General features: G+C 61.8%; 12 protein-coding genes. 6 read left to right on the forward strand and 6 right to left on the reverse strand.

The genetic code is table 11. The features are described 5' to 3' along the window. Positions 1 to 78 precede the first annotated feature (78 nt). Entirely contained in the window at positions 79 to 975 is an 897-nt protein-coding gene (locus tag SOP97_RS17345) for a LysR family transcriptional regulator ArgP (RefSeq protein WP_322950288.1), read from the forward strand. A 35-nt stretch (positions 976 to 1,010) separates the two neighbouring features. Here the strand turns inward: SOP97_RS17345 and SOP97_RS17350 are convergent, their stop codons facing one another. Next, positions 1,011 to 2,066 (reverse strand): saccharopine dehydrogenase family protein, encoded by a 1,056-nt coding sequence (locus SOP97_RS17350; protein ID WP_322950289.1) that lies wholly within the window; start codon positions 2,064 to 2,066, stop codon positions 1,011 to 1,013. A gap of 167 nt (positions 2,067 to 2,233) precedes the next feature. Here SOP97_RS17350 and SOP97_RS17355 point away from each other — a divergent pair, with 167 nt between their 5' ends. Next, entirely contained in the window at positions 2,234 to 3,226 is a 993-nt protein-coding gene (locus tag SOP97_RS17355) for an NAD-dependent epimerase/dehydratase family protein (protein ID WP_322950290.1), read from the forward strand. Position 3,227: 1 nt separating this feature from the next. On the opposite strand, the gene SOP97_RS17360 is transcribed toward SOP97_RS17355, so the two are convergent. Then, positions 3,228 to 3,539 carry a hypothetical protein gene (locus tag SOP97_RS17360; protein ID WP_322950291.1) on the reverse strand — a complete coding sequence of 104 codons (312 nt, stop codon included), beginning with the start codon at positions 3,537 to 3,539 and terminating at the stop codon, positions 3,228 to 3,230. Between the two features lie 248 nt (positions 3,540 to 3,787). Here SOP97_RS17360 and SOP97_RS17365 point away from each other — a divergent pair, with 248 nt between their 5' ends. The 4 genes from SOP97_RS17365 to SOP97_RS17380 all read left to right on the forward strand — a co-directional run bounded on the left by SOP97_RS17365 (position 3,788) and on the right by SOP97_RS17380 (position 7,977). After that, positions 3,788 to 4,633 carry an ATPase gene (locus SOP97_RS17365; RefSeq protein ID WP_322950292.1) on the forward strand — a complete coding sequence of 282 codons (846 nt, stop codon included), beginning with the start codon at positions 3,788 to 3,790 and terminating at the stop codon, positions 4,631 to 4,633. A gap of 282 nt (positions 4,634 to 4,915) precedes the next feature. Then, positions 4,916 to 6,904 carry an FUSC family protein gene (locus SOP97_RS17370; protein WP_322950293.1) on the forward strand — a complete coding sequence of 663 codons (1,989 nt, stop codon included), beginning with the start codon at positions 4,916 to 4,918 and terminating at the stop codon, positions 6,902 to 6,904. Beyond that, positions 6,891 to 7,097, forward strand: coding sequence for a DUF1656 domain-containing protein (locus SOP97_RS17375; protein WP_274087459.1), 207 nt, complete (start codon positions 6,891 to 6,893; stop codon positions 7,095 to 7,097). Before SOP97_RS17370 ends, SOP97_RS17375 begins: the two co-directional genes overlap by 14 nt. A gap of 10 nt (positions 7,098 to 7,107) precedes the next feature. Further along, positions 7,108 to 7,977, forward strand: a complete 870-nt coding sequence (locus SOP97_RS17380; protein ID WP_322950294.1) for an HlyD family secretion protein — start codon at positions 7,108 to 7,110, stop codon at positions 7,975 to 7,977. A 3-nt stretch (positions 7,978 to 7,980) separates the two neighbouring features. On the opposite strand, the gene codA is transcribed toward SOP97_RS17380, so the two are convergent. From codA to SOP97_RS17400, 4 genes are all read right to left on the reverse strand, one after another. After that, positions 7,981 to 9,219, reverse strand: coding sequence for a cytosine deaminase (gene codA / locus SOP97_RS17385; RefSeq protein ID WP_322950295.1), 1,239 nt, complete (start codon positions 9,217 to 9,219; stop codon positions 7,981 to 7,983). Beyond that, complete coding sequence (locus tag SOP97_RS17390) at positions 9,216 to 10,457, reverse strand: PucR family transcriptional regulator (protein WP_322950296.1); 1,242 nt, start codon at positions 10,455 to 10,457, stop codon at positions 9,216 to 9,218. The genes codA and SOP97_RS17390 overlap by 4 nt, the downstream gene beginning before the upstream one ends. Continuing rightward, positions 10,454 to 11,728, reverse strand: coding sequence for a cytosine permease (gene codB, locus SOP97_RS17395; RefSeq protein ID WP_322950297.1), 1,275 nt, complete (start codon positions 11,726 to 11,728; stop codon positions 10,454 to 10,456). Before codB ends, SOP97_RS17390 begins: the two co-directional genes overlap by 4 nt. Before the next feature lie 451 nt (positions 11,729 to 12,179). Beyond that, positions 12,180 to 13,229 carry an alkene reductase gene (locus SOP97_RS17400; RefSeq protein WP_322950298.1) on the reverse strand — a complete coding sequence of 350 codons (1,050 nt, stop codon included), beginning with the start codon at positions 13,227 to 13,229 and terminating at the stop codon, positions 12,180 to 12,182. Positions 13,230 to 13,237: the final 8 nt, after the last annotated feature.

A 13,237-nucleotide genomic window follows, 5' to 3' on the forward strand; every position in this document is an offset into this window, starting at 1 on the left:
TGGGGAATGTGGCGAGTTTGTTGCGCGCGGATGTATAAGAGAAACAAATATTGGTGATTGCTCATTAGGGAAACTGATTTGCTCGACTACAAATTACTCGCCGCCCTGGCTGCTGTTGTGGAGCAGGCCGGCTTCGAACGCGCCGCTCAGGTGCTGGGTTTGTCGCAGTCGGCGGTGTCCCAGCGCATCAAATTGCTGGAAGCACGGGTGGGGCAGCCGGTGTTGGTGCGCGCGCTGCCGCCGGCGCCAACGGAAATCGGCCGGCGGTTGCTTAACCATGTGCAGCAGGTGCGACTGCTAGAGCGCGATATTCAGGCGCAGGTGCCTGGGCTGGATGAAGGCGGGCCACCCGAGCGGCTACGCATCGCCTTAAATGCAGACAGCCTGGCCACCTGGTGGGCGCAGGCCGTGGGCGGTTTTTGTACGGCGCAGGGCTTGCTGCTGGAGCTGGTGGTGGAAGATCAGGATGTTGGCCTCAAGCGTATGCGGGCCGGTGAGGTGGCGGCCTGTGTGTGTGGCAGCGAACGGCCGGTGGCCGGTGCACGGGCACTGTTGCTGGGCAGCATGCGTTACCGTGCCTTGGCCAGCCCCGGGTTTATTGCGCGGCATTTTCCCCGCGGCGTAACAGCGGCGGAGTTGGCGCAGGCGCCGGCGATTGTCTTTGGCCCGGATGATCTCTTGCAGCACCGTTACCTGTCGGCGCTGGGCGTAGAGGGCGGATTTACCTACCACCTGTGCCCGTCGTCGGAAGGCTTCGTGCGGTTGGCCGAGGCTGGTTTGGGCTGGGGCTTGATGCCTGAGCTGCAGGTGCAGGCGGAGCTGGTGGCGGGCCGGTTATGCGAGTTACTGCCTGAGCGGCCGTTGGATGTGCCATTGTATTGGCATCACTGGCGCAGCGGCGGCGAACTGCTGAGCGCATTGACCCAGCATTTGCAGCACCATGCGGCTGCCGGGTTAGTAGTCGCGAAGCGCTAAAGCGTTAGCACCAACCGGGCGCAGCCGGTATTGGTTTAGTCGAAGCGGATGGCTTTTGAGCCAGGCAATTGCTCCACACAGCGTGCGCCGAGGAGTTTCGACGGGGTGAAGTAGCCGCCAGGACCGTTGTAATCAAGCAGGTGCCGTACCGCCAGCAAGGCCCCGTGCACGGTCACGTCATAGCCGTTGGCGGTTTCCAAGCGAGCGGTTTTCACCACGCCGGCGGCATTGCGCGCCTCGCCCCAGAGCCAGGTACGCTGGCGCGCGCGGATGGCTTCGTCGGGGCCATTGACGCGTTTTTCAATTAGCCGCTTGAGCCAGTTCTGCACGGCATCCAGACCCAGTAGGGGGCGCAGCGGGTCGATCAGGCGCATGACAATCGCGGCGGCTGTCGGCGTCGGCAGGTACACCTCGATATTGTCGATGCCCGTGGAGTGGTAGGCGGTGGAGACATCGCCCCAGGGAATGGTCACCGCGGGTTTTTCACCGCGACCAAAGTTGATGGCGCGGCGTTTATAGCCCAGCGGCACATCGGTGATGACACCTGCGCGGCGCACTTTGCCGCCCAGCTTGAGGCCTTCCACCGAGGTTTTGGCAGTGCCTGGCGACAGCCCGCTACTCGAGTCGAAACCCAGCGCCAAGTGCGTGGCATCGGGCAGCGCCTGATGCAGGCAAGCGGCCAGGCAATCGCTGGGGATTACATCGAAGCCCACGCCGGGGCATATCACCACACCCAGTTCGCGCGCCTGTTGATCACGCCGATGTGCCGCCTCAAACACGCTGATCTCGCCCGTAATATCGACATAGTGGGTGGCGCTGGCCAGGCACGCATCGATCATCGGCGCACTGGTGGCAGAAAACGGTCCGGCGCAGTGGGCGACCACCGCAATATCGGCCAGGGCCTCCTTGGCGCGGTCCGGCTGGTGAATATCGAAAATCCGGCATTCCAGGCCCAGCAGGCTGCCAAGGGCATGCACCGCCGCCGGGTTGCGCCCTGCCAGAATCGGTGTGAGGCCCTGGCGCTTGGCTTCGGCGGCGATCAAGTGGCCGGTGTAACCGTTGGCGCCGTAGATCATCCAGTGCGTGGCCATTCAGTTGCTCCTTTGTCATACGCTGTGGGGCACAGCATAGCTGCTAGCGCGTTGGCTGCTGGCCTATTAGAGGGTAGGCGCAGTCGTTGTTCTGGCCTGCAATGCCACGGCGAGCGCTGCTGGGCGCTGCTAAAGTGGCGCATCGATTATGTTCAGCGGGGGCGGCAATGAAGATTCTGGTAACCGGGGCCAGCGGTTTTATTGGTGGGCGTTTTGCCCGCCATGCTCTGGAGCAGGGCATGGATGTGCGGGTCAACGGTCGCCGCGCCGAGGGCGTTGAGCACCTGTGTGCACGTGGTGCGGAGTTTATCCAAGGTGACTTGTCCGATCCGGCGCTGGTGCAGCAGCTGTGCCGGGGCATCGATGCGGTGGTGCACTGCGCTGGCGCTGTCGGGGTGTGGGGGCGTTACGAGCACTTTTATCAGGCTAATGTCAGCGTCACTGAAAACGTAGTGGATGCCTGCCTGAAGCAGAAGGTACGGCGGCTGGTGCACCTGTCTTCACCCTCGGTGTACTTCGACGGCCAGGCACATATTGGTTTGAAGGAAGAGCAACTGCCCAAGCGTTTTTCCGATCATTATGGCAAGACCAAGTTTCTCGCTGAGCAGCACGTGTTCGCGGCCCAGGAATTTGGCCTGGAAGTGCTGGCGCTGCGTCCGCGGTTTGTCACCGGCGCAGGCGACACCAGCATTTTCCCGCGCTTGATTAATATGCAGCGCAAGGGCCGCTTGTCGATCATCGGCAACGGTTTGAATAAGGTCGACTTCACCAGCGTGCACAACCTTAACGAGGCCTTGATGAGTTGCCTGCTGGCCGCGGGGCCGGCACTGGGGCAGGTGTACAACATCAGCAATGGCACGCCAGTGCCGCTGTGGGATGTGGTCAATTATGTGTTGCGCAAACTCGACCTTCCGACTGTCACACGCCATCTGCCTTATGGCCTGGCCTACGGCGCCGCAACGTTGAATGAAGGGCTGTGTAAGCTTTTACCGGGCCGTCCGGAGCCGACGCTATTTCGCTTGGGCGTGGCTGTGATGGCTAAGGAATTCTCCCTGGATATCAGCCGCGCGCAGCAGTACCTGGGGTACGACCCCAAGGTCAGTCTGTGGCGTGCGTTAGATGAATTCTGCGCCTGGTGGCAAACGCAGCACCCGCGCTGACTCAGGCGTAGACGCGTTGGCCGCGGTACATGCGCACCGAGTCACTGGTTGGCCGAGGCGCCTGCTCTTCCACCAATAGTGGGTGCCCAGCCTGCATGCGCGGTGCAGCGCCGGCCGGCGCGAAGGGGCGGTCGCTGTACTGGGCGAGCAGCTGCCCCAGTCGGCGGGTTTCCTCGTTGCTTGAGGTGAGACAGGCGCTGAGCATGCTGTTGATCGCGTCTGGCTGGCTCAGGCGAATGTCCAGCGCCTGCTCTTCTCGCAGCCGACGGCGCAGGCTCTTCATACAGTCCAATACTTCTCTGTTTAGCTCCATGAACCTTTCCCCCGTTATTGCCGCCGGACTGCATGCCCTGATGTTGCGCCGATGTCGCCAGTCTGTGACTGCAAAGCGCATACCACTCCAGCGTCTGAGGAACTGCGCGGGTTGCAGCGTGTCGATGACCTGTGCCGTGCCCTTGGTCAGTGCGTTTCGCCCCGACTTGGCGCGACACTGAAGCGTTGCGCGCGAACCGTTATACTGCGCCGCATTTGTGACCCCCGCGCTTTCTTGAAGGTTGACCCATGCGTAACGATGCCCACGACGAACTCGATCACGTGCCCAGCCTGCGGGCAGAACAGCGCGATCACGATGAGTATGCGACCGATCACCCAGAGGCCCCGCGCGGCAATGGCTATGGCCGTGCCGCCACAGCAGCACCGATCAAGCCGGCCAGCACGGGCCCGCTGTGGGCGCTGGTTGGCGCGTTGATGATTGCCCTGGGCGGGCTCGGCTGGTGGAGTTTTCAGCAGATCAGCCTGATGGAGCAGCAACTGGTGGCCACCCAGGAGAGCTTCGCGCGGATCAGCGAGGAAGCGGCGGGGCGGATTCAGGATATTTCCGGCAAGGTGGTGGCCACTGAGTCTTCGGTGACCAGCGGCAGCGAAGCGCTGAAGCTGCGCGTTAAACAGCTGGAAAGCCAATTGGCGGAGTTGGGTAAGCGCCAGCAAGGTGCGAGCAGCCAGCAGAGCGAGCAAAGCAAACGTCTTGAGCAGCTGGCCGTGCAACTGAAGAGCCAGGAAGGGGGTGGCGCAAAGCTGGAAGCCACACTCAACAAACTCAGTAGCGAGCAGGCAGCGCTGAAAAAAGAACAGGCCAGCCTGAAAAGCGCCTTGGCGGCTCAAGCCAAACTCGATGAGAAGGTGGCCGGGTTGAGCGCAGATGTAGCGGCATTGAAGAAGCTCGGCAACCCGAACCAAGCCATCGCCCGTCTGGAGCAGGATCTGCTGGTGGTTAAAGGGGATCTGGAAACCCGTTCCGCCGGTAACAGCACGGCTGAGTTTGATGCCTTCCGCGCGCAGATGACCCGCAATATCAACACCCTGCAGGCCCAGGTGCAGAACCTCCAACAGCAGATCGACGCCCGCTGAGGCGCTTTGCGAGTCGGCTGTGCGCGGGGCGTCTGTTGCCGTGGCACCCGTGTAGTGGGCGATTAACCGCCCGCCTTCAGTTATGGACCCGCCAATCGGCGGGTTTTTTAATCTTAGCCGCACAGGGCGTAACGGTGCGTCAGTAGCGCTCAGCAAAGACGACAGATCGACAGGGGTATTCTGGATATAAAATGTTAGCTCGCTAATAATTAGCCGAGAATGTTTAGCTGCCCCCGTCATGGCCAGCTACTTTTTGTTTAGTGAATCATTCAGGTAGCCGCTGTGCGCGACGCTGTTTCCGCTTTTCTGATGCCCAGTAATGCCGCCTTGCAGTTTGCGGGCAAAACCTTGCTCAGTGGCGGGCTGGCGCTTTGGTGTGCCCTGCGTTTCGGGTTAGATCAGCCACAGTGGGCGCTGATGACGGCCTTTATCGTGGCCCAGCCGCTGGCCGGCATGGTCGTGCAAAAAGGCTTGGCGCGGCTACTGGGTACCCTGGTGGGCACGGTCATGGCGGTGGTGTTCATGGGCGCGTTTGCCCAAGCCCCGTGGTTGTTTCTGCTGACCATGGCGCTCTGGCTGGGGCTCTGCACGGCGGCGTCCACCTTGCTGCGCAGCGCCTGGGCTTACTCCTTTGTGCTGGCCGGCTATACGGTGGCAATTATCTGCCTGCCGATTGTCGACGAACCCTTGCTGGTGTTCGATGAGGCGGTGGCGCGTTGCACCGAAATCTGCCTGGGTATTCTCTGTTCAATGGTGGTCAGCGCGGTGCTCTGGCCGCAGCGCGTGGAACATCAACTGGTGCTGCAGGCGCGGGCGGCTTTGCTGGGCGTTAGCCATGCGGCGGCGGCCGCGCTGCAGGGGCGTGAAGCCGGTCGGCAGGGCCTGCTGGAAAACCTCGGGCGTATCGTCGCGGTGGACGCCCAGCGTGAGCATGCTTGGTTTGAGGGCCGCAGCGGCCGTCAGCGCGCGCGCGCTTTGCAGGTCTTGAGCCGGGAGTTGCTCGGGCTGTTGCGCTTGGCCCGCGGGGTGGCGCGCCAGTGGCAACAACTGGAGCCGCAGGATGCGCATGCACTGGTGCCGTGGTTGGAACAGGTGCAAGCGCTGCTGGCCAACCCTGATGTGCCGGCGCAGCAAGCGCTCTACGACAATCTGCGTGCCGAGTCTGATGAGGGCAGCATGACCTCGCCTCGCCACTACTGCCTGGCTCGCCTGGGGGTGCTGGTGCGCCAGATGCTGCGCGCGCAGCTGGCGTTGCTGGCGGTGGAGTCAGGTGAGGATCTGGCCGATGCATCGCCGGCGCTGTCCTGGCACCGTGATCTGCAGACGGCCGCGGTGTATGGCCTACGCAGTTGCCTGACGCTGCTGGTGCTGTCGGCCTTCTGGCTGGCAACCGGGTGGACTGCCGCCAGCGGTGCGCTGCTGTTGGCGTCGGTGGTGTGCAGCCTGTTTGCCAGCCGCGAGAACGCCGACTTGATCGGCATGTCCTTCCTGCGCGGTATTTTCTATGCGTTACCGGTGGCCTTTATTGTCGGCCAACTGTTGCTGCCGCAACTGAGCAGCTTTGCCATGCTTGGTCTGGTCCTCGGTGTACCGCTGTTTTTCGGCCTGCTGGGGATGGCGCGCCCGGCGCTGGCCGGTACGGCAACCTCTTTCAGTCTGCACTTCATCGTGCTCTGTGCGCCGAGCAACACCATGATTTTTGACGTCGCGTTCTTTCTCAACGAGGCACTGGCCATGCTGGTCGGCGTTGGCTGCGCGATTCTGGCGTTTCGCCTGATTACCCTGCGCGACCCGCGCTGGCATGGCCGTCGTTTACTACGGGCGACCCTGGATGACTTGGCGCGGCTGTGCACGCGAGCGCTGGAGGGGGCGGAGAACTGGTTCGGTGGGCGCATGGCCGACCGCTTGCTGCAACTGGCCCGGCACTACCCGCAGCTGCCAGAGGCCGCCCGCAGTCGCTGGGACGATGGCGTCGACAGCCTTGATCTGGGCGATGAACTGCTGCACTTGCGGGCGTGCCTAGGGGCGGCGAGCAATCGGCCTCGTGAGGCTGAGCAGCGTTTCTTCAATGAGGTACGCGACCTGCTGCGCCGCGGACCGGCGGCCGAGCATGCGGATGCCTTGCAAGCGCCTGTCGAGACGCTGGTGCACGCTTTGCACGCGCAGCCGCCGGCCATCGAACTGCGCCTGGCTGAGGCCGCATTGTTGCAATTGACCCACAGCTGGCGCCACTGGTGCCTACGCCAAGGAGAGCCGGATGGAATTGCGTGAATGGGCCGTGGGCGGCGTGTTGCTCAGCCCCATGCTGTTATATGCGCTGCTGGCGTTGCTGTTGACCGGGCTATTGCGCCTGGGCTTACAGCGCGCGGGTCTGGCGCGTTGGATCTGGCACGAGGCGTTATTCGACTGTGCCCTCTATGTGTGCGTGCTGGCGGCGTTAGTCGCCACGCTGGCGACCTGGTAAGGAGTTGGAAATGAATGCACTTCCCCGCGTGGTCGTGACCCTAGTTGTCGTCTTAGTAGCCGTGCTGGCCGGTTGGTGGCTGTGGCACTTCTATATGTTTTCACCCTGGACCCGTGACGCCCGGGTGCGCGCCGATGTGGTGACCATTGCCCCGGATGTGTCCGGCTGGGTCGTCGAACTGCAGGTGCAGGATAACCAGCAGGTCAAGGCCGGTGATTTGCTGATGACGATTGACCGTGAGCGCTATCAGGCCGCTCTGGACAAGGCGCGGGCAATGGCCGAGACCCGTCGCCAGCAGCTAAACCTACGGCAACACGAGGCCAGTCGGCGCGCCCGTCTAGGCACGCAGGCCATCAGTGCGGAGTTGCGTGAAAACGCGCTGATCACCGCGCAAATCGCCCGTGCCGAGCTTCAGCAGGCTGAGGCGGATGTGAAGGTGGCCGTGCTTAATCTGCAGCGCAGCGAAGTACGCGCCCCGCGTGACGGTCAGGTCACTAACTTGCAATTGGCCCAGGGCAACTATGTGCAGGCCGGGCAGGCGGTGATGGCGCTGGTGGCCGACGGCTCCTTCTATGTGCAGGCCTATTTTGAGGAAACCAAGTTGCCCGGCATTCAGGTCGGCGCGGCAGCCGAGGTGATCTTGATGAGCAGCAATGAGCCGCTGCAAGGCAAGGTGCAAAGCATCAGCCGCGGCATCACCGACCGTAACGCGGTGGTGGATGCGCAGCTGCTGGCCAACGTTGAGCCCACCTTTAACTGGGTGCGTTTGGCCCAACGGATTCCGGTGCGTATCGAGTTGCAGAGCCTGCCGCAGGATGTACCCCTGAGTGCGGGGATGTCGGCCAGCGTCAGGGTTGACCCGCCAGCCCCGCGTGATTAAGGCCTAGCCGAGGCGGCTGATCTGCGCCGGTGTACGTTGCATCAGCACCTTGCCGGCACGGATCGAAACCAGCGCGTGGCCCTGGCTGCGCAGCATTTCATAATCGTCAGGCGCGGACAGAATCAGCAAATTCGCCGGGCGCCCTACCGCCAATCCATAGCGCTCGCCCAGGTTCAGGGTTTTCGCACTGTGGTCGGTGATGAAGTCCAGGCAGCGCTGCAGGTCGTCGTAACCGAGCATGTGGCAGATGTGCAGGCCGGCTTCGAGAATACGCAGAATGTTGCCGTTACCCAGCGGGTACCAGGGGTCGACGATGGAGTCCTGCGCCAGGCAGACATTCATCCCCGCCCGATCAAGCTCCGCCACGCGGGTCAGGCCGCGGCGCTTGGGGAAGCTGTCGAAGCGACCTTGCAGGTGGATGCTCTCGGTAGGGCAGGAGATAAAGTTGATCTTCGATTGCTTGAGCAGGCGGAACAGCTTCGAGCAATAAGCGTTGTCGTAAGAGCCCATGGCCGTGGTGTGACTGGCAGTAACGCGCTCACCCATGCCGCGCACGCGCGCTTCCTCGGCCAGCACTTCGAGAAACCGCGAGTGCGGATCGTCGGTTTCGTCGCAATGAACATCCACCAAGCAGCCGGTGCGTTCGGCCAGGTCCATCAGGAATTTGATCGAGCTGACGCCCTGGTCACGAGTGTTCTCAAAGTGTGGAATGCCGCCTACTACATCGGCGCCGAGGGCTATCGCCTGCTCCATCAATGCGCGGCCGTTGGCGAACGACTCGATACCTTCTTGGGGGAAGGCCACAATTTGCAGGTCGATCAGGTGACGCACCTCTTCGCGTACCTCGACCATCGCTTTTAGCGCGGCGAGCGTCGGATCGGTCACGTCGACGTGGGTGCGCACGTGCTGGATGCCATGGTCGACCAGCATGTCGATGGTTTTGCGCGCCCGCTGCTTGGTGTCTTCATGGGTGACCAGCGCTTTGCGCTCACCCCAGCGCTCGATCCCTTCAAACAGCGTGCCGCTCATGTTCCAGGCGGGGTCGCCGGCGGTGAGGGTGGCGTCGAGGTGAATGTGCGGCTCGATAAAGGGCGCAGTGACCAGATTGCCGGCGGCGTCCAGCTCGTTGGCAGTGGCAGCAACGAGGGCCGGCTGTTCTATGATCGCGGCAATGCGCTCACCGTCCAGTTCGATGCGGTACAGGCCGGGTTGCTTGCGTAGGCGGGCGTTGACGATATTCATCCACTATTCCTTGTACTTCGCGGCGGCGAGAGCCGCCAGATTTGCAGGGCTACGGCGATGTTCAGGCGATCATGCGGATCGTCGAATGAACAGCCGGTCAGGGCTTCGATACGTTGCAGGCGATGGCCTAGGGTGTTGCGGTGTACGGCCAGACGCTGGGCGGCCAAGGCCAGGTTACCGTTCTCATGGAACCACGCCTCCAGGGTCGGCATTAGCACGGGTTCGTGGCGCGAATCATCGCCGATCAGGGCACCGAGTATGTTCTCGACGAAGCGGTCGAGCAGGGTGCGGTCACGAATTGCGCCGAGCAATTCAAGCACGCCCAGTTCGTTGAAACTGCAAAGCCCTAGGCGCTCGGGGAACGATTGCGCCGCGACCAAGGCTTGGCGCGCTTCACTCAGGCCGTGGGCATAGTGTTCAGGGCGGTGATCACCGTCGCTTAGGCCGAGAAACAAGCGCAGCGGTGCCAGTTGCTGATTGAGCTGCTCCAGCAGTTTCATCATGGCGCGTCGATTGCGTTGCTCGTGTTGGCTGTCGCGGGCGGGTAGCAGGGCAATCCAGTGCTCGCCTTGGCAGATTGGTGCCAGGGCATCACCGAGTTCACTCAGGCTCTGTTCCAGTTGGCGTTGCAGTTGCTGGCGGTGGCTTTGCAGCTGACGTTCGGCTTGATCTGGCGGTTCGGTGCTGAATAAACGCTCGCCACCTTCGAGCTTGAACAGCGCCACCTGGCGTGGCACCGCCAGCGGTAGACGCAGGTTTTTGGCGCGCTGCAGCAGCACCTCCAGCGAGCGATAGTCGCCCTCCAATAGCTGTTCCAACACATGCTGGCGCGAGCGGCCGAGCACTTGCTCCTCGACCAGTGCCGTACCGATGGCCTGGGTGACGATGACCATTTTTAACTGGTAGGGCTGCTCCAGTAGCGGGAGGCCGAGGTGCTCGGCCTCGTTTATCACCGAACGGGGGATGTGCTGGATAAACTCCTCGCCGGTCAGAATGACCAGGCCGGCGACCACTCGCTGGTGGCCTTCACGCACCAACTGCAGCAGGTTGGCCTCGTTACGCGGGTGGTTGATGCCCGTGACGAAGATCAGCTCGCCGCCCATTACCCAATCGGCAATACCTTCGTTCTCGGCCACGTATGGCCAGCGTACCGGGTTGTCCAGCCCAGCAGCGCCGGCGCGTAGCTGCAGGCTTTGCAGACCAGGGAGGGCGAGCACGTCAGCCACGCGTAGACTCATGAGTTGGCTTTGGCCTGTAGTTGACCGTTCAGCGCACGTTGCACTTCAAACAGCACGATATGAGCAAGCGCGCCGACCAGAATGCCAACGATGGGGGCAACCCAGGGCGATAGGTACGCGCACACTGCACCGATTAGGTAGGCACCAAGCCCAGTCCAGTTGAAGGCCGGTAATTGCGCCTCGGCCAGCTTCGGATAGTGCTGTTTATGGCAGTAGAAATAGTTGGCCATGATGACCCCGCCAATGGGTGGAATGATTGAGCCAAGCAGGATCAGGAACGGAATCAGCATTTCGTACATGCCGCCGATGGCCAGCAGGGTGCCGATGCCGGCGCCGACCAGAGTCACGGTTTTGCGGCGGTCGGTGCGCAGCATGTTGCAGCCGGCAGCTGCGAAGTTGTAGATGGTGTTGTCTTGGGTGGTCCACAGATTAAGGAACAGCATCACCACGGCGGCCATGGATAGGCCTTGCAGTACCAGCACTTCAACCACATCCGGTTGCTGGTAAACGATGGCCCCATAAGCGCCGGCGATGATCATCAAACCGTTGCCGATAAAGAAGCCGATCAGGCTGGAAAACACCGCCACGCGGCCGCTTTTGGCGAAGCGGGTCCAGTTGGTGGCCTGGGTCGCACCGCTGACGAAGGTGCCGAAGACCAGGGTGATGGCCATGCTCAGCGTCATGCTGTCCTTGGGCTCGATGGCCAGCAATGCTGTCCAGCCACCTGCATCACGCGTAGCAATCCACAGCGATGAAACCAGCAGAACCAGCATCGCCGGCACCGCCACACGTGACAGCAGGTCAAGACCACGGTAGCCAATAAAGGCGGTGATGCAGAAGCCGAAGCCAAACAGCACCATCAGCGGAATAGTCAGCCCCTCGGGTAGGCCGAGTAGACGTACCAGCACCAGAGCAATGGTCGCAGTACCCCAGGCATACCAGCCAATTTGTGTGAAGCCGAGGAGGAAGTCTGACAGTTTGCTGCCCATCTCGCCGAAGCAGAAACGTCCCATTAGCACCGAGTTGAGACCGCTACGGCAGGCGATCAGGCCCAGTGCGGCCGCATAAAGCCCAAGCAGCAAGTTACCGAGCACAGCGGCCCATATGAGGGTCTTGAAGTCGAAGGCCATGCCAATCTTGCCGCCGGCAAACATAGTGGCGGTAAAGAAGGTGAAGCCGAACAGCAGAACGGAGGTTGATAGCAGTCCTTTGCGCGCGCCACTTGGCACTTCACTCAGGGGGTAGTCGCTGTCTTGCGGGGCTTGGCTCATGTCCATCTCTCCAGAGTGGGTAAGAACCTGGCGATTGCAGGCAACGTGCCACTTTATGCAGGGGCATATGCCTGGGCGAGAAGGACAAGGATAGTTGTGCAATCTGCACAATAAAGTGCGGGTTTATCTGTTTTTTAAAACAAATTTTTGTGACAAGTGAACAGGCTGGTCTGCAACGGGGCAGGTCGTGACTGGTTTGCACACATTTGGTTCGGGTCATGAGCGGATGCAAGCGAGCAACTAAGCTGGCAAACGTCTTGATGTCACTGATCACCACGTCGTAGCGCCAGTCAGTGTCGAACTGACCCGCAATAGGGGGCTTTGCGCAGCAAGTTTTTCGTGTAGATGACGGCGGAGCATGGCGCATTTGAAAACGCCCGATGCAATGCACCGGGCGTTTTCAGGCCTGGAACCTATTCGATTCTAGGCTTGAGGCGGCTAGCCACTTGGTTTACAGCGTCGGGTAGTCGAGGTAGCCGACTGGGCCTTTGCCATAGAAGGTTTCTGGGTGCGGGGTGTTCAGTTCGGCGTCTTGCGCCAGGCGGGCTGGCAGGTCTGGGTTGGCGATAAACGGAATGCCGAAGGCCACGGCATCGGCTTTGCCACTTTGCAGCCAGGCGTTGGCCTGATCCTTGGTGAAGCGTTCGTTGACGATAAACACGCCGCCGAAGGCTTCCTTCAGGCTTGGCGACAGGCTGTCGTCGGCTTCTTTCTCACGGGCGCAGATAAAAGCGATGCCGCGTTTGCCCAGTTCGCGCGCGACGTAGGTGAAGGTCTCGGCGCGGTTAGCGTCGCCCATGTCATGGCTGTCGGCGCGCGGTGCCAGGTGTACGCCCACGCGACCTGCGCCCCAGACTTCAATCGCGGCATCGGTGACTTCCAGCAGCAGGCGCGCGCGGTTTTCCAGGCTGCCGCCGTAGCGGTCAGTGCGCTGGTTGGTGCTGCTCTGCAGGAACTGGTCGAGCAGGTAACCGTTAGCGCCGTGGATTTCCACGCCATCAAACCCTGCGGCTTTGGCGTTTTCTGCGCCCAGGCGATAAGCGTCGACAATGTCGGCGATTTCTTCGGTTTCCAGGGCGCGCGGGGTGACGTAGTCCTTCATTGGGCGCACCAGGCTGACGTGCCCGGCTGGCTGGATGGCGCTTGGTGCGACCGGCAGCTGACCATTCAGGTAAATCGGATCGGAAATGCGGCCGACGTGCCACAGCTGCAGGACGATTTTGCTGCCGGCGGCATGCACGGCTTTGGTGATATTGCTCCAGCCACGTACCTGCTCATCCGACCAGATGCCGGGGGTGTCGGGGTAGCCAACGCCCATCGGCGTTACGGCGGTGGCTTCGCTGATAATCAAGCCGGCTGAGGCGCGCTGTACGTAGTACTCGGCCATCAAGGCGTTGGGTACGCGGCCCTCGTCGGCGCGGCAGCGGGTCAGCGGGGCCATGATGATGCGGTTGTTCAATTCAAGCTCACCGATTTTGATCGGGTCGAAAAGCGTAGTCATGGGACGGT

The sequence above is a fragment of the Pseudomonas spirodelae genome, from assembly GCF_034653255.1.
Classification (GTDB): domain Bacteria; phylum Pseudomonadota; class Gammaproteobacteria; order Pseudomonadales; family Pseudomonadaceae; genus Aquipseudomonas; species Aquipseudomonas spirodelae.